Annotated in this window: 24 protein-coding genes; 10 read left to right on the forward strand and 14 right to left on the reverse strand. The window is 41.4% G+C overall.

Annotated features, from left to right (window positions below; genetic code table 11):
- Positions 1-59 precede the first annotated feature (59 nt).
- The 3 genes from ACP7A0_RS03290 (at position 60) to ACP7A0_RS03300 (ending at position 3,866) form a co-directional block, all read left to right on the forward strand.
- Positions 60-1,934, forward strand: a complete 1,875-nt coding sequence (locus ACP7A0_RS03290; RefSeq protein ID WP_106037674.1) for a terpene cyclase/mutase family protein — start codon at positions 60-62, stop codon at positions 1,932-1,934.
- On the forward strand, positions 1,927-2,748 hold the full coding sequence (locus ACP7A0_RS03295) for a superoxide dismutase (RefSeq protein ID WP_060596547.1): 822 nt from the start codon (positions 1,927-1,929) through the stop codon (positions 2,746-2,748). The genes ACP7A0_RS03290 and ACP7A0_RS03295 overlap by 8 nt, the downstream gene beginning before the upstream one ends.
- 158 nt (positions 2,749-2,906) lie before the next feature.
- On the forward strand, positions 2,907-3,866 hold the full coding sequence (locus ACP7A0_RS03300) for a bile acid:sodium symporter family protein (protein WP_426004262.1): 960 nt from the start codon (positions 2,907-2,909) through the stop codon (positions 3,864-3,866).
- 26 nt (positions 3,867-3,892) lie between these two features.
- Here ACP7A0_RS03300 and odhB read toward each other — a convergent pair whose 3' ends face one another.
- From odhB to cdaS, 7 genes are all read right to left on the reverse strand, one after another.
- Positions 3,893-5,149, reverse strand: coding sequence for a 2-oxoglutarate dehydrogenase complex dihydrolipoyllysine-residue succinyltransferase (odhB, locus tag ACP7A0_RS03305; protein WP_034660924.1), 1,257 nt, complete (start codon positions 5,147-5,149; stop codon positions 3,893-3,895).
- Between the two features lie 14 nt (positions 5,150-5,163).
- Complete coding sequence (gene sucA / locus ACP7A0_RS03310; protein WP_034660925.1) at positions 5,164-7,998, reverse strand: 2-oxoglutarate dehydrogenase E1 component; 2,835 nt, start codon at positions 7,996-7,998, stop codon at positions 5,164-5,166.
- Between the two features lie 224 nt (positions 7,999-8,222).
- Entirely contained in the window at positions 8,223-10,139 is a 1,917-nt protein-coding gene (locus tag ACP7A0_RS03315) for a vWA domain-containing protein (protein ID WP_034660927.1), read from the reverse strand.
- 11 nt (positions 10,140-10,150) lie between these two features.
- On the reverse strand, positions 10,151-11,029 hold the full coding sequence (locus tag ACP7A0_RS03320; RefSeq protein ID WP_003215912.1) for an ATP-binding protein: 879 nt from the start codon (positions 11,027-11,029) through the stop codon (positions 10,151-10,153).
- An 89-nt stretch (positions 11,030-11,118) separates the two neighbouring features.
- Entirely contained in the window at positions 11,119-11,697 is a 579-nt protein-coding gene (locus ACP7A0_RS03325; RefSeq protein ID WP_334749438.1) for a superoxide dismutase family protein, read from the reverse strand.
- A 77-nt stretch (positions 11,698-11,774) separates the two neighbouring features.
- Positions 11,775-13,082 carry a LysM peptidoglycan-binding domain-containing protein gene (locus ACP7A0_RS03330; protein WP_426004266.1) on the reverse strand — a complete coding sequence of 436 codons (1,308 nt, stop codon included), beginning with the start codon at positions 13,080-13,082 and terminating at the stop codon, positions 11,775-11,777.
- Positions 13,083-13,486: 404 nt separating this feature from the next.
- Complete coding sequence (gene cdaS / locus ACP7A0_RS03335; protein WP_034660930.1) at positions 13,487-14,113, reverse strand: sporulation-specific diadenylate cyclase CdaS; 627 nt, start codon at positions 14,111-14,113, stop codon at positions 13,487-13,489.
- 78 nt (positions 14,114-14,191) lie between these two features.
- Here cdaS and ACP7A0_RS03340 point away from each other — a divergent pair, with 78 nt between their 5' ends.
- Both ACP7A0_RS03340 and ACP7A0_RS03345 read left to right on the forward strand, forming a co-directional pair.
- Positions 14,192-14,317: a hypothetical protein gene (locus tag ACP7A0_RS03340; RefSeq protein WP_262416988.1), complete on the forward strand. Its 126-nt coding sequence runs from the start codon at positions 14,192-14,194 to the stop codon at positions 14,315-14,317.
- Between the two features lie 58 nt (positions 14,318-14,375).
- On the forward strand, positions 14,376-15,737 hold the full coding sequence (locus ACP7A0_RS03345) for an MATE family efflux transporter (RefSeq protein ID WP_034660931.1): 1,362 nt from the start codon (positions 14,376-14,378) through the stop codon (positions 15,735-15,737).
- Positions 15,738-15,783: 46 nt separating this feature from the next.
- On the opposite strand, the gene bshB2 is transcribed toward ACP7A0_RS03345, so the two are convergent.
- From bshB2 to rarD, 4 genes are all read right to left on the reverse strand, one after another.
- Positions 15,784-16,449, reverse strand: coding sequence for a bacillithiol biosynthesis deacetylase BshB2 (gene bshB2 / locus ACP7A0_RS03350; protein WP_034660932.1), 666 nt, complete (start codon positions 16,447-16,449; stop codon positions 15,784-15,786).
- An 18-nt stretch (positions 16,450-16,467) separates the two neighbouring features.
- Positions 16,468-16,818 carry a YojF family protein gene (locus tag ACP7A0_RS03355; RefSeq protein ID WP_034660934.1) on the reverse strand — a complete coding sequence of 117 codons (351 nt, stop codon included), beginning with the start codon at positions 16,816-16,818 and terminating at the stop codon, positions 16,468-16,470.
- Positions 16,815-17,096, reverse strand: coding sequence for a hypothetical protein (locus ACP7A0_RS03360; RefSeq protein ID WP_375565733.1), 282 nt, complete (start codon positions 17,094-17,096; stop codon positions 16,815-16,817). Before ACP7A0_RS03360 ends, ACP7A0_RS03355 begins: the two co-directional genes overlap by 4 nt.
- A gap of 78 nt (positions 17,097-17,174) precedes the next feature.
- On the reverse strand, positions 17,175-18,080 hold the full coding sequence (gene rarD, locus ACP7A0_RS03365; RefSeq protein ID WP_095285293.1) for an EamA family transporter RarD: 906 nt from the start codon (positions 18,078-18,080) through the stop codon (positions 17,175-17,177).
- A 95-nt stretch (positions 18,081-18,175) separates the two neighbouring features.
- Between rarD and ACP7A0_RS03370 the strand changes: the two genes are divergently transcribed.
- Positions 18,176-18,649: an Hsp20/alpha crystallin family protein gene (locus tag ACP7A0_RS03370; protein WP_060596556.1), complete on the forward strand. Its 474-nt coding sequence runs from the start codon at positions 18,176-18,178 to the stop codon at positions 18,647-18,649.
- Positions 18,650-18,689: 40 nt separating this feature from the next.
- Here the strand turns inward: ACP7A0_RS03370 and ACP7A0_RS03375 are convergent, their stop codons facing one another.
- Together ACP7A0_RS03375 and ACP7A0_RS03380 are read right to left on the reverse strand one after the other, a co-directional pair.
- On the reverse strand, positions 18,690-18,905 hold the full coding sequence (locus tag ACP7A0_RS03375) for a hypothetical protein (protein ID WP_034660939.1): 216 nt from the start codon (positions 18,903-18,905) through the stop codon (positions 18,690-18,692).
- Between the two features lie 75 nt (positions 18,906-18,980).
- Complete coding sequence (locus tag ACP7A0_RS03380) at positions 18,981-19,313, reverse strand: winged helix-turn-helix transcriptional regulator (RefSeq protein ID WP_034660940.1); 333 nt, start codon at positions 19,311-19,313, stop codon at positions 18,981-18,983.
- Between the two features lie 139 nt (positions 19,314-19,452).
- Between ACP7A0_RS03380 and ACP7A0_RS03385 the strand changes: the two genes are divergently transcribed.
- From ACP7A0_RS03385 to ACP7A0_RS03395, 3 genes are all read left to right on the forward strand, one after another.
- On the forward strand, positions 19,453-20,070 hold the full coding sequence (locus ACP7A0_RS03385; protein WP_034660941.1) for a nitroreductase family protein: 618 nt from the start codon (positions 19,453-19,455) through the stop codon (positions 20,068-20,070).
- Positions 20,071-20,307: 237 nt separating this feature from the next.
- On the forward strand, positions 20,308-20,511 hold the full coding sequence (locus tag ACP7A0_RS03390; protein ID WP_034660942.1) for a DUF3311 domain-containing protein: 204 nt from the start codon (positions 20,308-20,310) through the stop codon (positions 20,509-20,511).
- Entirely contained in the window at positions 20,511-22,004 is a 1,494-nt protein-coding gene (locus ACP7A0_RS03395; protein WP_375565737.1) for a sodium:solute symporter family protein, read from the forward strand. Before ACP7A0_RS03390 ends, ACP7A0_RS03395 begins: the two co-directional genes overlap by 1 nt.
- Positions 22,005-22,045: 41 nt before the next feature.
- Here the strand turns inward: ACP7A0_RS03395 and ACP7A0_RS03400 are convergent, their stop codons facing one another.
- Complete coding sequence (locus ACP7A0_RS03400) at positions 22,046-23,431, reverse strand: S41 family peptidase (protein ID WP_034660946.1); 1,386 nt, start codon at positions 23,429-23,431, stop codon at positions 22,046-22,048.
- Between the two features lie 151 nt (positions 23,432-23,582).
- Here ACP7A0_RS03400 and ACP7A0_RS03405 point away from each other — a divergent pair, with 151 nt between their 5' ends.
- Positions 23,583-24,281: a class I SAM-dependent methyltransferase gene (locus ACP7A0_RS03405; RefSeq protein ID WP_060596696.1), complete on the forward strand. Its 699-nt coding sequence runs from the start codon at positions 23,583-23,585 to the stop codon at positions 24,279-24,281.
- Positions 24,282-24,297 lie beyond the last annotated feature (16 nt).

Genomic DNA, 24,297 nt, shown 5'->3' on the forward strand with positions numbered 1-24,297 from the left:
ATTGCATGTGACAGGCAGGCTCCTGAATATAGTAATAAAGGAAAGGAGCAAGGCCGAATATGCAAGATTTCAAAACGAAAGTAAACGAATTTATTGATGAATTGCACATGCAAATGCAGCGCAGACAACGAGAAGATGGCGCTTTTGTCTTCTGCTTTGAAGGCCCAATGATGACAAATGCTTTTTTGATTATGCTGTTAAAGGCTGTTGGCGATTCGGACCAGGCACTCGTTCATCAATTGGCAGAAGCGATTCGCGAAAAGCAAAATGAGGATGGTTCTTTTTCTTTGTATCATGATCAATCGGGACATGTAACAGCGACTGTGCAAGGCTATTGTGGAATGCTTGTTTCAGGCAGGTTTCAACAAGATGAGCCTCATATGGAAAAAGCAGCACACTTTATTCGATCAAAAGGCGGATTAAAAGACGTTCATTTTATGACAAAGTGGATGCTTGCCGTCAATGGCATGCACCCTTGGCCATACTTCTATGCGCCACTTTCATTTTTACTCATCCCTACATACTTTCCGCTGCACTTCTATCATCTTAGTGCATATGCAAGAATTCATTTTGTCCCAATGATGATTGCACTCAACAAACGATATACCTCTCATGAAAAGTTTCCAAGCTTAGCACATCTTGATGCGAACATGTCTAAAAGTCCTTTTGACTGGTTTATGGCAAGAGAAGAACGTTCCACTCACCACTTTCTAGCGTACATGCGGTCGTATACAGCACTCGACAGCCGCCTCGACTTTTTCGGGTATGAGGCAGCGAAGCGGTATATGTTTGACCGACTTGAAAAAGATGGCACGCTGTACAGCTATTTAAGTGCCAGTATTTTTATGGTCTATGCACTCATGAGTCTGGGATACTCTCCTGGGCATCATCTCATTTTAAAAGCAGTTAAAGGGATGAAAAAGATAGTCACTGACTGTGGGGGCAGGAAATATGCTGAGAATTCTACATCCACAGTTTGGGATACAGCGCTTGTCAGTTATGCTTCTCAGCGAGCAGGCAGAACACAAGAAGATCCAGTTATCGAAAAGTCTTTTACGTACTTATTGAACCGGCAGCAAATGAAGAAAGCAGATTGGGCGATTCATAACCGGCATGCGGCTCCGGGAGGCTTTGGTTTTTCAGATTTGAACACAAATAACCCTGATTGTGATGATACGCAAATTGTGTTAAAAGCCATTCCTCACATCTACGCACCCGTTCAGTGGAAACGAGGGTTTGATTGGCTTCTTTCCATGCAAAACCGTGATGGCGGCTTTTCTGCTTTTGAAAAAAATCAAGATCACTTCTTGCTTCGTCATCTTCCGCTCGAATCTGCTGAGGATGCGGCCATTGACCCATCTACTCCTGATATTACAGGTCGTGTGCTTCATCTCATCGGTCTTGAAGAGAACAACATGTCACCACTCATGCAAAGGCAAAAAGATCATTGCGTAAAATGGCTTCTTGATCATCAAGAGAACAACGGATCATGGTTTGGCAGATGGGGTGTTTGCTATATTTATGGAACCTGGGCTGCATTAACAGGACTAAAGGCTGCTGGCATCCCCTCATCGCATCCTGCTGTTCAAAAAGCGTGTCGATTTTTAAAAACAATTCAATTGGAAGATGGCAGCTTCGGAGAATCGTGTAAAAGTGCAGAGGTAAAAAGATATGTCCCGCTCCCATTTGGAACAGTGGTTCAAACGGCTTGGGCTGCTGAGGCACTTTTACAATATGAGAAGCCGGATCACACAATAATTTTAAAAGCCATCTCATTTTTGATTCATCATCAGCACTCGAGTGAAGCCTTGCACTATCCAGTAGGCATTGGTCTTCCAAAGCAATTTTACATCACCTATCATAGCTATCCATTTGTCTTTCCAATGATGGCTTGTTCCACATTTTTAGAAGAAATGAGGCGTAAAAATGAATAAGGAAGAATATCGCATGCAGCTTAAAGATTGGCTTAGCTCCATTCAAGGTGCAGTTCAAGATGACAACATCCGTCAGAAAACAGAACATTTATCGTTCATCATGAATGATGAATATTCCAGTGAAGAAGAGTGGTACGAATTGGCTGAAAGTATTGCAGAGGATATGAAACCACTAGAAGCAATGCGAGATGTGGCAGCTGGCGACCATAAATTACCTCCGCTCCCTTACCGGTATGATGCACTAGAACCGTTTATTTCAAAAGAGATTATGTATTTGCATCACCAGAAACATCATCAATCATATGTTGATGGTCTGAATCAAGCTGAGCTTGCCTTAAAAAGAGCGAGAAGAACCAATGATTTTAAAATGATCAAGCATTGGGAACGGGAGCTTGCCTTCAATGGTGCGGGACACTATTTACATTGCATTTTTTGGTTTTCTATGAGTCCTTCAGGAAAACGAAAGCCCACTGGACAAATGCTGCGTCTCATTGAACAATCATTTGAAAGCTATGATGCATTCAAATCCCAATTTTCAGCTGCAGCCAAACAAGTAGAAGGTGTTGGCTGGGCCATTCTTGTATGGGCACCAAGATCTCAACGATTAGAGATTTTACAAGCCGAACGCCATCAATTTCTATCACAATGGGATGTGATCCCTCTTCTAGCTCTTGACGTATGGGAACATGCCTACTATCTGCAATATCTGAATGAAAAAGCACAATATGTAGACCGTTGGTGGAATGTCGTTGACTGGCGTGAGCCAGAAGCACGACTAAAGCAAGCTCAGCAAGTGAAATGGACCCCTTTTTAAGACGATACTCCATATAGGCAAATGCTTATATGGGGGTTTTTAATTCAATTTAGTTTACATAATTTTATTATGATCGCCTTTATAAAGAATGGGTTGTTTTTTCAGAAAATTCGTTTAAAATAAAAAAGATATGTAAGGAAAGAGAGTTGAAACAATAAATGAAGATTCTTTTAACTATTAGTCACTTTGCAGGAAGGACCTTTGCGATTTGGGTCATTGTCTTTGCACTTCTTGGATTTGCCTTTCCTGCCGAATTCTCTAAGATTGGACCGTATATTCCTTTTTTACTCGGTATTATTATGTTTGGAATGGGGCTTACCTTGTCCGCTGAAGATTTTAAAGAACTGTTTCGAAAACCTCTTTATGTTCTGATCGGGGTGCTGACGCAGTACACACTCATGCCGCTTCTTGCCTTTTTGTTAGCTTACGGACTGCGGCTTCCGTCTGAAATCGCAGTAGGAGTTGTTATCGTAGGCTGCTGCCCAGGCGGTACAGCATCGAACGTCATGACCTTTTTGGCGAAAGGAAATACAGCTTTATCTGTAGCTGTAACCACCATATCAACATTGCTTGCGCCGTTTTTAACCCCTGTTTTCATTTTAATTTTTGCAAGATCTTGGTTACCTGTATCACCAGAGGCTCTGTTTTTATCCATTGTACAAGTTGTCTTAATCCCTATTATTTTAGGTATTCTTGTGAAATTGTTTTTTAAAAAACAAGTATTATATGCGGTTCAAGCACTGCCGCTTGTATCTGTTGCTGGAATTGTGGTGATCATTGCTGCGGTTGTCAGTGCAAATAAAGAGCAGATTCTTCAATCTGGACTGCTGATATTGGCCGTTGTTATATTACATAATGGACTTGGTCTTTTATTTGGTTACCTGATCGCAAAGTGGTGCAAAATGGATATCCCTTCTCGTAGAGCGATCTCGATCGAAGTTGGCATGCAAAACTCTGGACTCGGTGCAACTCTAGCAACAGCGCACTTCTCGCCACTTGCAGCCGTTCCAAGTGCCATTTTTAGTGTGTGGCATAATTTATCTGGTTCCTGGCTTGCAACATATTGGTCAAAAAAAGGAAATCCTGAAAATGAAAAAGAAAAAAAGCTAGCACCTTAACGGGTGCTAGCTTTTCAAATTGAAGATTACCCTTCAAGCAATAGCTGCTCCGGATCTTCAAGCAAGTTTTTAATCGTGACAAGGAATCCAACTGCTTCTTTACCATCGACAATTCGGTGGTCGTAAGAAAGAGCTAAATACATCATCGGACGGTTTTCAAAACGTTCTTCATCAATTGCCACAGGACGAAGCTGAATTTTATGCATACCTAAAATTCCAACTTGAGGGCTGTTTAAAATTGGTGTTGAAAGCAGTGAACCGAATGTTCCACCGTTAGTGATCGTGAATGATCCACCTTGTAGCTCATTCAGAGACAATTTGTTATCTCTTGCTTTTTTCGCAAGATGACCAATTTCCTTTTCAATCCCTGCAAACGACAATCTGTCTGCATCACGGACAACCGGTACGACAAGTCCTTCGTTAGCAGCAACGGCGATGCCGATGTCATAGAATTTCTTCAAGACGAGCTCATCACCTTGAATTTCTGCGTTAAGCAGCGGATATTTCTTCAGTGCTGCTACAACTGCTTTTGTGAAGAAGGACATGAAGCCAAGCTTTACATCATTTTGTTCAAGGAAGGCATCTTTACGGCGCTTTCTTAAGTCCATCACGGCCGTCATATCCACTTCATTAAATGTCGTCAGCATCGCAGCCGTTTGCTGAACCTCAACTAAACGTTTTGCAATCGTTTGTCTGCGGCGTGACATTCTCTCACGTTCAACTGGCTTTCCTGGTTGCTCATTTTGCACCGCAGCATTTGCTTTTGGCGCGGCTTTCGGTGCACTTGCAGGTGCTTCATTCTTTTGATAAGAAGCGACATCCTGCTTTCGTACCCTGCCCAGCGGATCTACGGTTGGAATCTCAGATAAGTCTAGTCCCTTCTCTCTCGCCAGTTTTCTAGCTGCAGGAGAAGCGATGGTTCTGCCATTACCAGATTTCGGCTCTTCTTTCACTGCTTCTTCTTTTTGGGCAGCTGCCGGTTCTTCTTTCGAAGCTGGTGCAGACTCTTGCTCAGGTGCTGGAGCTGCGGACTCGCTTCCGCCAGCTTCACCTGCTGCAATTGTTCCAATGACTTCTCCAACTTGTACAGTGTCACCAGAATCTTTCAGCACTTCTTTCAGTACACCAGATTCTTCGGCTGTCAGTTCGACATTGACTTTATCTGTTTCAAGTTCTAACAGGTACTCTCCCTGCTCCACATAATCGCCCGGCTGCTTTAGCCATTGAGCAATCGTTCCTTCCGAGATCGATTCCGCTAATTCAGGTACTTTAATTTCCGCCATTTTTCATTTCCCCCTTAGTTTTTGCGAGTCAAGCTATCAGATACAATTCGTTCTTGTTCTTTTTTATGCACAGTTGGGTCACCCTCAGCCGTACTTGAACGTCTTCTTCGGCCGATGTAACGTACTTTTACTTTTTCAGGCGCAATCTCACGTAAATATGGCTCAATGTATCCCCAAGCCCCCATATTTTGTGGCTCTTCTTGCACCCATACGATTTCTTCTAAGTTTGTTAGTTTCGATAAAATCGCTTTAATATCTTTGGCTGGGAATGGATATAGTTGTTCCACTCTCGCAATGTGAAGCCAATTTTTCGTCTCTTCCATTTGAGTAAAACGATCACTAATATCGATTGATACCTTTCCGCTAGATAGCACGAGGCGCGATACTTTTTCGTGTTCATGCACAAGGCCTGGCTGTTCAAGAACTGGACGGAACTGTCCATCCGTTAATTCCTGGACTTCAGACAATGTGTTCGGATTACGAAGCAGACTCTTCGGTGTCATGATGACAAGCGGACGAATCTCTTCACGAAGCAGCATTTTCGCCTGTCTTCTAAGGATATGGAAGTATTGCGCTGCACTTGTCAGGTTCGCCACTGTCCAGTTATTCTCAGCAGCTGATTGCAGGAAACGCTCTGTTCTACCACTTGAATGTTCAGGTCCTTGTCCCTCATATCCATGCGGCAAGAGCATCACTAGACCTGATTTTTGTCCCCATTTTGCGCGGCCAGCTGAAATAAATTGATCGAAATACACTTGAGCCGCATTTGCGAAGTCTCCAAATTGAGCCTCCCAAATGACTAACGTTTCAGGAGAATAGACATTATAACCATATTCAAATCCGATCACTGAGCCCTCTGACAGTGGACTATTATGAACAGTAAATGATGCGTTTGCATCACTCAGCTCATGAAGAGCAATAAATTCATCTCCAGTTTGACTGTCGTGAAGAACAAGGTTTCTTTGAGCAAAAGTACCGCGCTCTGAATCCTGTCCGGTCATTCGAATTGGCGTACCGTCTTTTAATATAGATGCAAATGCAAGTGCTTCCCCAAGCGACCATTCTACTTTACGGTCATCTGTAAACACTTTTGCACGTTTTTCAAGGATCCGCTTGAGCTTACCAAATACTTGGAAATCCTCAGGCCAGCTGATCAATTCTTCATTCAGCTTTCGTAATACATCAAATTCTACTGATGTATCCACTGCTGGGAAGCCATTTGATACTGGTTCTGGCAGTTCAATTTCTTGAATCGTATGCTCTTTCTTTGAAGGCACCTTTTGATAGGCTTCTTCTATTTTCGTCGCTACAGCCTGCTCGATTTCTTCACGCTGCTCTTTCGTTAGAAGACCTTCTGTTACAAGTTTATCTGCAAAGATATTCTTGACCGTTTTGTGCTTTCTGACTGCATCGTACAGCATCGGCTGAGTCGTAGAAGGCTCATCCATTTCGTTATGACCGAATCTGCGATAACCGATCAAGTCAATTAAGAAATCCTTCTTAAAGCGTTTGCGGTATTCTACAGCTAGCTGAACAGCCGCTAAACATGCTTCTGGATCATCTGCATTGACGTGAACAATTGGAATCTCAAACCCTTTTGCAAGGTCACTTGCATATTTTGTTGAGCGAGATTCATTGCTTTCTGTTGTAAATCCGATCATATTGTTTGCAATGATATGGATTGTTCCGCCCACCTGATAGCCTACAAGTTGACTTAAATTTAATGTTTCTGCCACAATTCCTTCTCCAGGAAATGCCGCATCACCATGAATTAAGATGGCTAATGCCTTTTCAACGTCTAGAGCTGGATAACCTTTTTGAGTACGTGTTTCCTGAGCGGCACGTGTGCTTCCTTCAATGATTGGATCAATGAATTCCAAGTGACTTGGGTTATTGGCAAGCGTGACTCTCGCACTCTTTGTATCTTCGTCTTTAATTTGGCGATCTGCTCCAAGATGGTACTTTACATCACCTGTCCACCCGTAGCTGATGCCGATAGAGCCTTCTGATGGAACAAGCTCTTTATTTGGCGCATGCTGGAATTCTGAGAAAATAATCTCGTATGGTTTTCCTAACACATGTGCTAATACATTTAAACGGCCTCTGTGTGCCATTCCAATGTTAATATTTGAAGTCCCTTGTGTAACAGACTCTGAAATAATTTCATCAAGTACTGGGACAAGTGCGTCTAATCCTTCTATTGAGAAGCGCTTTTGCCCAACAAATGTTTTATGAAGAAACTGTTCGAACTGCTCAACTTCTGTTAATCTCTTGAAAACAGAAACTAGTTTATCCGCTGGTTTTTTCTTAAATAGTTCACCAGACTCAATCGATTTTGAGAGCCAGTTTCGTTCTTCGAAATCATGCACGTGATCAAACTCAAATGAAATGGTACGCTTATACGTATTTCTCAAATGGTTAATGGCTTCTATGCCGTTTGAAATGTGTTTTGGTGCGTCAGGACTAATAATAGATATTGGAATATTCTTGACGTCTTCTTCTGTTAAACCGTACTCCTTTAAAGGAAACAGCTCTTGTAATTCCTTTTCTTTGCGAAGAGGATTGACGGAAGCATTTAAATGGCCATACGTTCTGATGTCTTCTGCCAGTTTAACGACTGATGCTATCTTTTGGATTTGTTCAGAAGTAACTACGCTATTTTCTTTTTTCCCAATTTCCTCCTTCATTTCACTCGGTGGTGCACCAAGTTCATCAAATATGCCTCTTAGATCTTCATCAACACTAGTAGGATCCTGGACATACTGATCGTAGAGCTCGAGCACATAGCCGAGGTTCGGACCATGAAATTCTTCCCAACTCAACGGTTGTTTCACATCATTTTGAAACATTTTGAACACTACCCCCAACTTTGATCATCAAGTGATTGAACACTATCTCGATATAACTTCCAGAACACAATGACCAAATTTATGTAATAAAACGCTTCCAATAATATTCTACCACTGTTTCGGATTACTTTCTACATTCTTTGTTCAATTAAAGATAAAAAATTCACAGAAAAACAAAAAATTTAAATCATTCCGAAAAATATTTTGAAGAAAGGGGCAAAACCTTATGCCCCAATGCTTTTATGCAGTAATTTCTTCAGTAATGGATATAAGACATCCGGCAATGTATCGACATCTGGTACAAAAATGCTGAACTTGCCATACATATCTTGAATGGTTTTTATCTGTGCTTCTTCTATCGGCGAATTGGATAAAAACACATTGATCACCTCAATACCCTTTTTCCTCGCCTCAAGAACTGCTTCATGTGTATCGACGATCCCATTTTGTTCGTAGCTGAAGGCAGCTGGCTCTCCGTCTGAAAAGACAATGAGAAACTTTTGCTCTTCTCTTCGTTTTAAAATCATTTTTGTCATTTGACGAATCGCATAGCCATCCCGGTTATCCTCTTCTGGTTCAAGGGACATAATGGAAGGACCTGCATCAAATAAAGAATCTTTGAACGACACGACCGTGTTGAAATAGTTCGGCTGACTTGTTTCGGTTGCGTCGTTTGTATCTTCCCAAAATCCTACAATTTGATGTGGGACTTGAACGGATTTTAACGCTTCATGAAATAGAACAATTCCTTTTTTCGTCTCGTCCATCTTGTCAAACATGCTGGCAGAACAGTCTACTAATAAAGTGAAAACAGCATCAATCTCCGAAGAAGGTGCCTGTTTTTTATAGAAAAGACGCGGGTTAGAATCTGTAAAATACCGAATCAGCTTTTTACTGAGGCGTCCTGCATGAAGGTCCGTTTTTGGCCATGATTTTTTGTGTTCGAGCGTTTTTTGAATCATCTGTTTTAAGCGTTTCTGATAAGGCTCAATCTCCTTAGCGTGCTGCTTGTATACATCGATTTGTTCTGGCGCGGGAGGATCAGGTGAAATCATGACTGGAAACGCATATTTGTTCTCTTTTCCATTCTCATGAGCATCCGCCCCGCTTTCTTCCCCTTCAGCCTCTTCCAGCGCCTCAAGCTTTGAATAATCTTTTCGGTATGTTTGCTTGGCAGAGCCTTGGACAGTGCCGAGTGCTTGATCTCCGTCATCGCCTTCTCTTGCTGCATCCTTCCCGAGATCACTTTTACCGCCGTGCTCTAAATCAAATTGAAGGAAGCTTTTTGACGGCGCTTCTGTTTCTCGATGCCACACTTCCATATACTCCTGGTGGATATCTTCATCGCCCTCTTTTTCGCGGTCGACTTTGATGTCCTCACTTAATTTAGGTTTTCTTTTCAAGTCATGAAACAGCGGTTCTTTTGCCGCTTTTTCATAGTCCAATTCCGGGAAGAAAAAGTACGTATTCAGCATATCCTTATCAAGAAGCTCATCAAAGCCTTCCATTAATTCTTTGACAATGACTGCGATATCTCCGGTTGAACCCGCTTCATATACACGCTCAAGACTTGATTCAACAAACGGAATCATTGGGTTGATCCGCTCGTGAAGAGGCGGAATCTCTTCCAGCGGCGAATCAGCTGTCAGCTTCACATACATTGCACAATAGAGTGCATCCGTTAGAATGCTTCGCTCTTGGTTAATTGTTAATTGAGTCTTAAAGTGTCGCCGGTACAGCTCTCTTCTTCGTTTAAATACCTTTTTTGTTCCTGGGCGATCGCGTTTAATCCGCTCTTCAATCCGGATATCTTCAAACAGCATAAACAATTGTTTACATAGATCAGGAATGGAAATTGTATGGGCATAGCGAATAATTTCCTGAAAGACAGTCAGATCACTATAAACAGTTCCTACTGCACGGAGGAACACATCACTTTTTAGCCCGGCTGTCATGTCTTCTTGTTTACGATCATCCCAAAAATGGCTGATGAAAATTTTCTTTTCAAAAGGCTCATAGTAAGAATGCACTCCGTATTCAAGCTCGACATCATCACTTTTTGCTAACGTTTTAGCTAAATCCGTTAATTCCATAAATAAAAATGAATCGATTCTGCTGTCATTAAATTTGATGAATTTCAAAAGTCAGAACCTCACTCGAATAATGTTTGGGCAATATTTCTTACCGCTGCTTTTTCCCGGTCATCTTCTAGCTTTTCAACAATCCCTCGTTCAACTGCACGAAGCGGCGGGATGTATTGCGCAAGATCACATGTGTCTAGGAGTGCGCGGATGGATGCCGCTTCTTCACTTACCTGCCCGTTGTGCGCCTGTGTAATGAGGTCTGATGAGAGCTGCACGAATTGATCGATTAACCGTTCATCCTTTAATACAGATTGAGATTGCAGTACATCCTTTAGGATACCGCCGCCGATATATGGAACGTCAATCACAACAAAACGGTTTTTTAACGCTTCATTTAGAGGCACTGTGCCGACATAGCCTTCATTGATTGCCGCAATCACGCCAAAGCCTTCATCTGCTCGAACGACCTCGCCTGTAAATGGGTTTGTCATCATTTTTCTGTAGTCGAGTACACCGTTTAAAATAGGCAGTGTTTCCGGCTTCGCCATGTTGATTTCATCAATATATAAAAGATGGCCTTTTTTCATCGCTTTCGTTACGGGTCCTTCAATAAATTCAATAGAAGCAACTTGACCATCATTGTGAATGGTTTTATAGCCAATCAAGCTTTCTGCATCAAGATCAACCGAGCAGTTCACACTATGCATCGGCTGCTGAAAGAAAGCAGATAAAGTTTCTGCTAGTTTTGTTTTACCTGAGCCAGTCGGCCCTTTTAAAAGAACGTTTTTGCCGAGTGCTAGTGCAATCATCGCATCTTGTATGATAGACGTATCCTGTGATTCATAGCCGCCTGTTCCAATAAGCGGACGGAATTCTTCTTCTAGTCCTTTTGCTTTTGCTTCAATCATTGCTTGAATTTCTTCTGGGAGTGATTGTTCGTTAAACATATATGATTAATTCCTCTCTTCGATCATTTTCCTCACCAAGTATACTAAAAAAACCTTTATGCACTCAATACATAAAGGCTAGACATCTGTTATTTTACCATTTCTTTTGTGATCGCTCCGCAAGCGATGCGTTTCCCTGAGTTTCCAGAAGGGTTGCTTAAGTAATCATCGGCTTCCGCATGAATGATAAAGCTACGCCCATTTTGATCCATTAATTGGTTTGGACCTCCCTTTAACGCCACATCTGGCACATTCACGACAACATCAATTTGCCCATCTGCCCCAACTTCTAAATTAGGCATATCTCCAGCATGGTGGCCCTTTGGGTTATCAAAGCCATGCTCCCGGTGTGTTGGATTAAAGTGAGCCCCTGCCGTTTCAAAATCTGGCGCTTCACATATTCCTGTTTCGTGAATATGAAAGCCATGAGGACCTGGCGGCAGATCTTTCGCTTTCACATGTAAATCCAGGCCATTTTCTGAGGAGTCTCTTACTTCGATGCTTCCTATTTTTTGCCCGTTTTCATTGATGAGTGTCGTGGTAACTGGTGCTTGTTTAGGTGCTGCAACCTCACTGGTTTCTTCTGTCGTTTCTTTTTTCGGCGGTGCATGACATGCTGTTGCGACAAAGACCAGACACATCATGATCATCCACACTGACTTTTTCATATGACTGCCCCCTTTTGATATCAGTATGGACAACCTGATCAATAGGCAAACAAAAAAAAGCCGAAAATCGGCTTTTTTTAGAAGAAACGTTTTGCACCTAAATAGGCTTTTTTCCAATATGGGTTGCTTAAGTTCGATATCCCTACTCCGCTGTCACTTGCATGAAGGAAATCTCCTCCGCCAAGGTATAGTCCCATATGAGATGGACCCGCTTTGTACGTTGTGAAATAAACAAAATCGCCAACTTGAGGGGTGCTCACAGGTGTCATCATACTCCAGTAGCCTGCTGTGCTTAATCTGGATACAGACGAAACCTTGTTAATGAGATAATAAACAAAGCCGCTGCAGTCAAATCCAGATGGTGTATTGCCGCCCCATCTGTAAGGAATGCCTGTCAGCTTTTTCCCTTCTTGGATCATCGTCGTGATTTTTGCATTCATCGGCACATCATTTTTGTTATTGTTGACCGGAGTTGTTGAACCGTTAGACGTAGAACCATTCGACCCAGTTGAGCCTGAAGCTGCACCATTAATTTTTAGAACTTGTCCAATTCTAAGCACATCGCTTTTTAAGCTGTTGGCTGTGCGGATGGATTGAACCTGCACTTTAAATTGATTCGCAATTTTCCATAAGGAATCGCCTGATTTTACAGTATAAGATGTCGCTTTCCCGCTTGAAGGCGGGTTGCTTGGTTTAGCAGGTGCTTTCGGCTGACTTGGTTTTGATGCAGCCGTCCCTTTTACTTTCAATACTTGATTCGGATAAATCATATCAGATTTTATCCCATTCAATGTTTTGATTTCACCAATCGACATATTGAGCGAATTCGCAATTTTCCAGAGAGAATCCCCTAATTTAACCTTGTATGTACTTGATGAGGATGAACTATTTGAGTTCGTTGTCTTATTGTTTGAGCTGGAATTTGAAGAGGAGTTTGATGACTGGCCCCCGCTTGTCTTCATACTTCCAGATACCTTTAGTTTTTGTCCAGGACGAATTAAGTCACTGTTTAAGCTGTTTAGACTTTTTAAGCTTGCGACTGACATTTTATGATTTTTTGCAATGAGCCATAAAGAATCTCCAAGCTTTACAGTGTAGCTTGATGTCGTTGAAGCATTTGATTTCGTTGCTTTTGATCCAGTTGACGAGCTGGATTTTTTGCTTTTTGCGCCAGGAATTTTCAAGCTTTGTCCTGCAAAAATCATCGTCGTTTTTAGTTGATTAAGAGATTGAAGTTCCGAAATACTTGTATTGTACTGTTCGGCAATCTTCCAAAGTGAGTCACCGCTTTTCACTTTGATCGTCTGTGCTTCTGCCGGTGCAGCAAACACAGCTGAGCCAGCGATCGCTGAAACTGTGAGGCCGGTTACTACTTTTTTCTTCATAGATGAATCTCCGCCTTTCATATTTCATTCAATAAGACTTATGTACTAGTTTTGAGTTTAGCATTTAATGGTTCTGCTTCTCTTGCACTATTTTATCTTTATTTCTATTATATTACTCGACATGTAGACGTTGGGCAATAACAAATAGGCTAAAGCAGCCAACTCAAAATGCTAAAACAAAGCCATATCGTTTCTATCGGCAGTTTGCTGTATTTATAAACATTTTTTAAGGAATTTTTAAGTTGACGTTTAGAAATTTGTCAAAACAAGCACGGTGCTAGTTTCATAGTTCTATTCTACATGACAAATTTTTCTGTATCAAATGACTTTTTACTCAATTGGCTGTTTTTTCTCCTCAAATGAAAAAAAGCATCCTTCCGAATGAAGAATGCAGCGATTCATTTTTATTTCCTTATTTCAGGTTCTTTTACAGTGAGCGGATAAAGGACTCCTTCTTTCGCAAACGACATTTTCCCCGTTTCTTCTGATACGACGAGAACAAGTGCATCGGTCATACCGGAGAGTCCGATCGCAGCCCTGTGTCTTGTCCCGAGAGAAGGACTAACTTTTTTTGAAGTAAGCGGGAGCACATTTGCAGCAGATACGAGTGTATTCTCTTTGACTAAAAGAGCACCATCATGAAGTGGATTTCCTGGGTAGAAAATGCTTTCTATTAATGAAGCACTAATTTTCGCATGAAGATTTGTCCCTTTTTGAATAAAATCCTCAACCTCATCACGCCTTTGAATCACAATAAGTGCCCCGTGTTTTTGTTTTGATAAGTTCTCAATGGCTAACGAAAATTGAGCAAATCCAGGTGTGAATTCTTCCATATACGATTGCAAATAAAACGAGGAAGCCTCTGCGTGCATTTCATTAAACTCATCATGTAATGACTCGAGATCACAAAGTAGACATTGCTCGATCTCATCAAGGGAATCAATAATGTCACTTGCATCCTTCATGATTTTCATCAAGTGTGTTCTCATGTCCACTTTAAATAGCGCTTCTTCATTCGTACGATTGATCATTTGACCTTTTCCCTCCTCCTTTTTGTTGTCATAAAATAACAAATTATGCGCATTCTATTGATATGGAGGTGACTTAATATGACCATTCAGAAAGTGATTCAATATGCTTGCAGCATTTTAGGTGTTGTCAGTCTTTCCTTTATTTATGCCCAAATGTTTAAAAAAACGAAGCCATCTAAGAAAAATAATCCGACGGGGAATTGATTTTTTTACATAGCATGATATAATCCTCTCGTTATTTCTGTTCAGAGAGGAACTTATGATGAGAGAAACAAATAGCATTCGAGCTAAGGTGACACTATTTTTAACCATTTTGATTCCGATTTTAATCACTCAAGCGGGTCTTTCGCTGATTACGTTTTTAGATACCGTAATGTCTGGAAAAGTGAGTGCAGAAGACCTTGCGGGTGTTGCGATCGGTTCTAGTATTTGGACACCCGTTTATACAGGACTTGCTGGTATATTAATGGCCGTTACGCCGATTGTCGCTCAGCTGATGGGCGCTGGGCATAAAAAAGATGTTCCCAAGGCTGTCTTTCAGGCGATTTATTTATCCTTTCTTTTAAGTATCGGTGTGATTGCGATTGGTACAATCAGCATCCCTTACGTATTAGGTGGACTTGGACTTGAGCAATCCGTAGAGGATATTGCGCGGCATTTTCTCAGTTTTCTCGCTTTTGGTATCATCCCGCTGTTTGGTTATTCGGTACTCAGGTCATTTATTGATGCATTAGGGAAAACACGTGTGACGATGTTCATCACGTTAACAGCACTTCCTATTAACTTTGCTTTAAACTATGTATTTATTTTTGGGAATTTTGGCTTTCCAAAGCTTGGCGGTGCGGGAGCTGGCCTTGCATCTGCGATGACGTATTGGGCCATTTTCATCATGAGTATTTGTATTGTCATGAAAGCAGAACCATTTGCCTCATTTCGTTTGTTTCAAAAACTGCCTCGAATCAATATCTCCCGTATGGGGCAAATACTGAAAATCGGTCTTCCTATTGGGTTTGCGATCTTTTTTGAAACGAGTATCTTTGCAGCTGTCACGCTGTTAATGGGTCACTTTGATACTGTGACGATTGCAAGTCACCAGGCTGCGATGAACTTTGCTTCTATCTTATATATTTTACCGCTCAGTATCTCAATGGCTTTAACAATTGTCGTTGGGTTTGAATCCGGTGCCAAGCGGTATAAAGACGCGCAAAACTACAGCTATATCGGAATTGGAACGGCGGTATTATTCTCATTGTGTACGGCGGCACTCATTTTGTTATTTAGACCAGAGATTGCTGGTTTATACACAGCTGAATCGGCTGTTTTACAGTTGACACAGCACTTTTTGATTTATGCGATCTTTTTCCAGCTGTCAGATGCAATTGCTGCACCCATTCAAGGGGCTCTGCGCGGCTATAAAGATGTGAACTATACGCTCATTGCCGCATTTGTTTCTTACTGGGTGATCGGTCTTCCTTCCGGCTATTTGATTGGCACCTATACCTCATTTGGGGCATTTGGCTATTGGATTGGTCTCATTGCAGGACTTGCCGCTGGTGCCGTCGTCCTCTTTATCCGCCTCAGATTGATTGAAAAACGCTTGCTTCAGCAAGCGCTCAATCACTAAATACGACACAAAAAAAGCAGCTGATCGATGTCAGCTGCTTTTTTATTTAGTCATTCCATTGGTACGTCCAGAAAATTTCCTCATCGAACCATTTTTGGACGACAGGTTCTTTGTTTTTCAGCTTCTGTTCAAGCTCTCTCAGCATGCCTTCTGTTTGCGTTCTATGCGCTCTCAGTGCATTTAATTTGATATCTGCTACATCTGTAATGTCGATCATAATATCTGCATTTCCCAGCACTTCTTCTCTATTTCTCGTAATGGCCATGCAGTATGTGACAGGACGGTCTTCTTTTTTCTTACGGTAAAGAGCGCGAATAACCGCTTCTCCTGTCGCATCATGATCAGGGTGTACACCGTGTCCTGGATAAAACGTGACAATCAGTGTAGGTTTGACTTCATCAATGATGTTTTCCATCACATCAGCTAAATACTCGTCGTCTTCAAATTCCAATGTTTTATCACGAAGTCCAAGCATACGTAAGTCTGTGATATCCATTTCTTTGCAGGCATTGATTAATTCCTGTTTTCTTAATTCAGGAAGTGTTTCGCGATTGGCATATGTTGGGCTGCCCATATTTCTGCCCATTTCCCCAAGTGTCCCGCATGCATACGTGACTGGGATTCCGCGTTTTCTGCTTTGTGCAATGAGACCTGCAACCCCAAAGGATTCATCATCTGGGTGAGGCAACATCACTAGTACATGTTCGTTCATGACTCGTCACCCTTTCTTCTACACCTGAAATGGTGTTTCACTAATTTGTAATGAGATCGCTAGTTTTCCGTCTGGCAAGTGCCCTGCTAACAGCAGGCGGCCATGGTCATCAAACACATAATCCGTTAATCCTTCTGCGTAAATCCAGCCATCTTCTGTTTTCATTCCAACACGGTACGGACCTTGTCCTTTTATTTTCGCCTGTGAATAGACGACTTTCGCATTTCGGATATAAGCCACGACCGTCATATTTTGTTCATTTACATGAGCTGAATAAGAACCAGTTGTCGTTTCAAGATGAACGAAAACTGGACGATTTAAAAACGATTCAAGATGTGTTGTGACATCTTCCGTTTGAATTGGTTTCATGAGTGGTTCCTTCCTTCATTTTGAATTAATTCTCGCAGCTTTTTTGTATGTAAGCTGATCAGCTGCAGCTGATGATCATGCTCAAGCTCACTTTCTAATATTCTCTCTACAGCGAGCACATATTTTTGATGGAATGATTTTCTCGCCCGCGGATGAGTGCGCGCATCGCTTAAATCATCACATATCGCCTCGAGTAAAGAAGACATATCATCGACATTAAGCTGACGATTTTTCCATAAAGATTGATAAGCGGCTGCAAGCTCATTGGCAGATGACATGTAATCACCTCTACAGTTTTGGTAACAACTTATTATGACATGATCCGCATTCAAAAAAAAGCAAACTGCTTGTTCCACTTAATGAGAATTCGCTGTTTTTTTCATGCGTAATTGAGAGGTAGTAAATAATAAAATCGCCACCCAGATACAAAGAAACGTCACGATTTTAGCTGAAGATAAATGCTCGTGATACACAAATAACCCCAAAAACAGCGTAATCGTCGGTGCAATGTATTGTAAAATGCCCACTTGATAAAGAGGAATTCTTTTTGCGCCTTCAGAGAATAAAAGAAGTGGCACCGCTGTAAAAACCCCTGCAAAGAATAAGAGACCAAGCGATCCGAAGCTGTTAGGATTCATTGTCACCACAGGTTCTTTTAAGAAGAACAATAAGTACACAAGGGCCGCCGGGGCTAAAAGCAGCGTTTCAATTGTCAATCCAATTGCACTCGTGAAGCTCATTCTTTTTTTAATCAATCCATAAAAACCGAAGCTAAAGGCAAGTAATATCGCAACGACAGGAAATGAACCGTACTGAATCGTGGAAAGAATCACCCCAGTGGCGGCAATTAGTATCGCAATGGTTTGTAATTTATTGAGCCGCTCTTTCAAGAAAATGATGCCTAGTAAAACAGAGACAAGCGGATTAATATAATACCCTAAACTAGCTTCTAGCATGAGATGGTGATTGACTGCCCAAATGTACACATACCAGTTAACCGAAATTAAAATAGCAGATAAAAGTAGTGAAAAAAGTGCTTTACCATCCAGCATGAGACCCTTCACTGTCTGCATCGCCGGCCGGACTTGTTTTAAATACAGTAGAATACCGCACATAAAAACAAATGACCATAAAATTCTGTGCGCTAAAATTTCGCCTGACGAAATATGCTCCATCAGTTTCCAATATAAAGGGAATAGTCCCCATAATGTAAAAGATGCTGCCGTATAGAGAACACCTTTTGATTGTTGCTGATCGTTCAATCTAACCATTCCTTTCTAAACCTATCGTATATTATAGCACGCACTCAGGTGAATGGGCATATACTAATTCAGGGCATTTAGAAAGGATGATTTGCATGTTTGACTGGAACCGATTATTCCCTTTTCAAAAGCAATTTTCAAAAGAAGCCTTAAAGAATTCAGACCCTAAAGACGTTGAGCAGTACGTCAATCAAGTGATGGAAAGTGTATTCGGCTCCAATTATCCTGCTCAATTCCCTTTTCAGGACCCACTCTCTCAACATCAAAAAACGAAAGAAACAGACGTCAAAAAAGAAAAAGAACCCGAAGTGGAAGTATTCGAAACCACTGATCACGTGTTCGTTAAAATTGAGCTTGCTCGGCCGAACACAGAAAAAGTAAAAATCAAACATACAGCCAACCTGCTGTTTATTGATCATTTTCCTGAGGAAGGCACGCAGAAGAAAGTTGTCCTTCCTGCTGCTGTAAAAAGAAAAGGAACGAAGGCTTCGTATCAGGACGGTATTTTGGAGATTATGTTTTTAAAGCATGATGATCCGGGGATCTCTGAAATCGATATTCCATTATAAAAAGCCTGCTTTCATATAGAAGCAGGCTTACTCTTTTTTCTTAATAGTATGGTGGATATCCGCCGCCATAAGGTGGTGGAGCAGGCGGTGGTGGCGGGTAATATGGACGGGGATAATTAAAAATCGCACTTCCTAAAAATCCGCCAAGCAGTCCGCCGACTAAAGGAGCGCCAAAACCAAAAAACAAAGGGACTCTGGATTCATATGGCGGAATGCCAGGGGCGCCGCCTCGGAAATACGGAGTATGAGGGTACATGCATTTCTCCTCCTTTGTCATGTGCCTAACATCAGCATATTCATCAGGAGTCAAAACGTTTGGGCAAACCTGAAACTAGGCTTGCTCCTTTTTTTCATGAGATTCTGTATACTCCCCTGCCCACCTAGATACCTCATGAAACACATTATTTAGCGCATTTCCTTTTTCAGTTAAACAATAAATGACTTTAACAGGCGTCTCAGGCAGAACAGTTCGCTCTATAATCCTTTCTTGCTCAAGTTCTTTTAAACGCTCTGCGAGCATTTTTTGACTGATAGATGGGATAATGTCCGTCATGTCTTTAAAGCGCTTTGGACCATCAAGCAATACATGAATAATGAGACCATTCCACCTTTTGCCTAGCAGTAAAAAAGCTTGCTGAATGTGTGGACATAATTGAAATTCCATAAATTTCAGCCTTTCTTTTCATGATTGTTTGACAAACTAACGGTATACAATTTAAAATAGCTCTAGTTACAATAAGTAAGTTTCTCACTTTTTTAGTTATTGTACCATACTATTTGCAAAAACGGGAGGAAATATCCATATGGCGACTGATCAAAAAACAATTGACATTTTAAAACAAAGAGCTTCAGTAAAAGAGTATGATACAACTCATGAAATGACAAAAGAAGAGTTAACAGAGCTTCTTGATATCACAACTAAAGCACCATCTGCGTGGAACCTTCAGCATTGGCATTTCACTGTTTTCCATAGTGCTGAATCTAAAGCGAAGTTACTTCCAATCGCTTACAACCAAAAGCAAATCTCACAAGCATCAGCTGTTATTGCTGTACTAGGTGATCTTGAAGCCAATCAAAATGGTGAAAAAATCTACAGTGAGCTGGCAGAACAAGGCTTCATTACTGAAGACATCAAAGAAACATTGATGACTCAAATCAATGGCGCATACCAAAGCGAGCAGTATGCACGTGAAGCTGCGTATTCAAATGCTTCATTAGCTGCTATGCAATTAATGATTGCTGCAAAAGCAATGGGCTATGATACATGCGCAATGGGTGGTTTCAGTAAAGACGCCTTCATCAAAGAATTCAATGTAAGCGGACGTTATGAGCCAGTCATGTTGATTTCAGTTGGTAAAGCAGCGAAAGAAGCTCATAAAAGCAATCGTTTCGACATCGAACAAGTATCTGATTTCCTTTAAAATTGGCAAGGCCTCAGCTTTCATGCTGAGGCTTTTTTTATTTGGTTTAAATATTATTCCTACATACTTTCTTTTCACTTTACTCCTTTTCACCTCCATTCTTTCTCCCTTTTTAAGAATGAAAGCGTTATATTAGTATGATATTCGCCAAAATGATTGTTTTTTCTGAAAATGGACTTGTGATCTAATCTGACAACTGCTATTATTATGAAATTACAAAAAATTCAGGAGGGAATCATGAATAAAAAATTGATACTGGCACTACTTATAGCGATTCCATTCATCGGACAGCTCGCACTGCTGCCCTTTGCGAATCGTATTCATCCATTTGTGATAGGGCTGCCCTTTTTCCACTTCTGGCTCTTACTATGGATTGTTCTCACACCAATCTGCACATTCATCATTTACCGGATGCAACATTCAAATGGAGGAACTGACTAATGCAAGGAAATTTAACAGCTTTATTGATTACTGCAAGTATTATTTTCATCGTCGTGGTCATCGGATTTGCCGCTGGCCGGGATAAATCATCGAGACAGTCAGTAGAGGAATGGTCTGTCGGCGGGAGAAAATTTGGCGGTCTGCTCGTCTGGTTCCTCGTAGGCGCAGATTTATATACCGCTTATACCTTTTTAGGGCTCACTAGTACAGCCTATACAGCTGGAAGTGTCGCTTTTTTCGCTATCCCCTATTCAGTTCTAGCGTATTTTATTGCTTATTTCTTCTTACCAAAGCTATGGACGGTTGCGAAAAATCACAACCTCACAACGCTCGCTGATTATGCACGTGAGCGGTTTGACAGCAAGCTGTTATCCAGTTTGATTGCGATTATTGGAGTACTTATGCTGATTCCTTATATTTGTCTTCAGCTGAGCGGGATTCAAGATACGTTAACTGTCGCTGGTACTAGTTATATTAATGTGAATGCAGTTGTTATTATTTCATTTATTTTAGTCGCACTTTATACATTTTTCAGTGGTATTAAAGGTCCTACATATACAGCCATTATTAAGGATATTCTCGTTTGGGTCATCATGCTGTTTATGGTGGTTTCACTGCCAATCATTCATTTTAACGGCTGGACCCCGATGATGAATACGTTAGCTAAGGAAGCGCCACAGCTTCTGACAATTCCTGACGGCGGTCCTAAAGGCATTTTATGGTTCATTACCGCTTCAGGCGTTTCTGCCCTTGCTTTGTTTATGTGGGCACATGCGGCAACTGGGGTTTTTACAGCCAAAAGTGCAGATGCCATCCGTAAAAACAGTATGTTTTTGCCTCTTTATAACATCGTATTGATTTTGGTCATCTTCCTTGGATTTATTGCCTTTTTAGTCTTACCTGAAGATACAAATCCAAGATTTGCTCTTCTTCATTTAATTCAAACGTCATATGGTGGTGTGATGCAGGGCCTCGCTTATTCAACAATTGCACTGGCTTCCCTCATTCCATGCTCGATCATGGCCATTGGCGCATCGAATTTATTTGCCAATAATTTATACCGTGACTTAATTCATCCGAATGTATCACCAAAAAGATTGACCATCATTACACGTTCAATGGTGTTTATCGTCATCGGACTGGCCCTTTTATTCGGGATGCTCTTCCCAACAGCACTTGTGACGCTTCAGCTCATTGGCGTTTCAGGAATGGTTCAAATTTTCCCAGCCATTGCGATCAGCTTGTTCTGGAAAAAACAATCGAGAGAAGCAACGATTGCGGGGTTAGTTGTTGGCATCATCGTCACCTTTACAGCCAATATCTCACAAGTCACGTTCGGTCTTTATGAAGGTTTTCTCGGTTTACTAGCAAACGTTGTGGTCATCTTGATCTTGAATCCATTCTTCCAAAAGCATGTCATAGACAATTCTGTCATAAATGATCTTTTTGAAAAAGATAACGAAAAAACAGAAGCGACTGTAAACAACGTGTAAACATAAAAAGAGCAGTCCCCCTTATGAGGACTGCTCTTTCTTTATTTCATTTCTTTTTTCAAAACTTCAATGGCTTTTTTCATTTGTGTATCATTGTTCTTTAGCTTATCTTGGATCTTTGTCATCAGTACTGTCGTTGTATCTCCTGTCAGAATACCGTCTGTTTTCAGATCGTTGTCTGTTTGGAAGCGTTTGACGATAGACTGGAAAGCTTGATCGTACTCACCATTTGCTTTTGCTTTGTAGCCAAGCGCTTGGAACATTTTTTGAGCCGCTTTGACTTCATCTCCATTGTCATTCAGCTGATACGATTTTTTCGGACTTAAGTATGGCAGCTTTGCATAACTTGGGAGCGATGCTTTGACCTGTGGTTCAATTCCTTTTTTGTGAATCCAAGAACCATCCGGCGTCAGCCACTTGGCAATGGTTAACTTGACGCTAGAACCATCATTATAGCTTTGTGCATTTTGAACAGTTCCTTTACCAAATGTCTTTTCACCAATAATTTTGATACCTGAAGATTGGTGCAGAGCCGCCGCCATGATTTCAGCAGCGCTTGCTGAGCCGCCATTTACAAGAACAACTGCCGGCTGATGAACTTTACGTTCTTTTTCAGCCTTGTACTCTTCTTTCTTCCCTTTTTCTTCAACTTGCATGATGACTTTCCCTTTATCGATAAAGTCATTACTCATTTCAATCGCTTCTGTCATAATGCCGCCTGGATTATCTCTCAGGTCGATGACAAAGCCTTTTGCCCCTTTTTTCTCGAGGTCATCAATGGCTTTATCTAGCTCTTTCGATGTTGTTTCAGCAAAGGACGTAATTTGGATTTCTCCTATTTTGTCTTTTGTGAGTTTTGCATACACCGTTTCAAGCGGAATGGTGTCTCTTGTGATCGTCACATCAACATTGCCCACTCCTTGGCGGTTAAGGTGCAGCTTGACATCCGTTCCTTTTTTCCCTCTAATAAGAGAAACTGCTTTATTGACCGACATGCCTTTTGTGCTTTTCCCATCCACCTTTAAAATACGATCATGAGGTTTCAACCCGGCTTTTTCAGCAGGAGAGCCTTTAATCGGTGCGACAATTAAAATTTGCCCATCCTTCTCTTCTACTTGTGCACCAATTCCTTCAAATGATGATGAAATGGTGTTGTTAAATCCTTCGGCTTCCTCCTGATCCATATATGTAGAGTATGGATCATCAAGTGATGCAATCATTCCTTGAATCGCACCATCTACTAGTTTTTGATCATCCGTTTTTTCGTAATACTCATCTTTTACCTTCGTATACGCCGCCATGAGTTTACTAAACTTCTCGTCTCCTGAGACACTGACAGCCCCTTGTTTTGTGATCACAAATGTAATCGCAGAGGACAGGGCCGCTGTCACCAGAATGGCGATCACGAACTTAAATTGTTTTTTCAAAAAAACACCACCTTTATCTCCTTTCATTATTATCAAGGACGATGCTTCATCCGTCAACCAAAGGATCGAAGTTCTCTTTGAAAAGATAAGCCATTTGACCTTGCATTGCATAATCTTTAAAGAGGAACTTGATAAGGAAAGAAGGGATTTCATGAGTGATTATGTAGAAATGCTTGCCTATTTTGGCGTATCCAGTGCCCATCCTGGCGGAATTGAGTTAACAAAAACGATGCTTGAGCATATAAAATTGACGCCGGATGCACGTATACTGGATGCGGGATGCGGGACAGGACAAACGGCGGCATATTTAGGAAATATCGGTTATCAGGTAGAGGCGATTGATACACATCCTTTGATGATTGAAAAGGCCAACCTGCGATTTGAGCGAGAAGAACTGCCGATCCGCGCATTGCAAGCATCGATTGAACAGCTGCCATTTCCAGATGAAGCGTTCACTCTTCTCATCAGTGAATCTGTTTTAAGCTTCACAAACCTTCCTGCTGCACTTGCTGAGATCAAACGAGTGCTTGCCCCTGGAAGTCAAATGATCGCAAATGAAGCTGTGTTAAAAGCACCCCTTACACCAGAGGAGCTCGCCACCGTACGAGATTTTTACGGGTTTCACTCACTCTTTTCACTTGAAGAATGGAAGGAGCAGCTAAAAGCAGCAGGATTCCATGACTTTCGCATTCTCTCATTTGATGAACACATGGTACAGGAGGAGCCGACAGAAATGGAATTATCTGAACACATCCCCCCTTCTCTTTACGAAACGCTGCAAACACACTACGATCTGATTCAAGCGCACCGGAAGCAGCTAAGCCACATTCTATTTGAATGTACCGTATAAAATGAGCGAATCTCCT

The sequence above is a fragment of the Bacillus sp. DWP3-1 genome (genome assembly GCF_049896565.1).
Lineage (GTDB): Bacteria > Bacillota > Bacilli > Bacillales > Bacillaceae > Bacillus.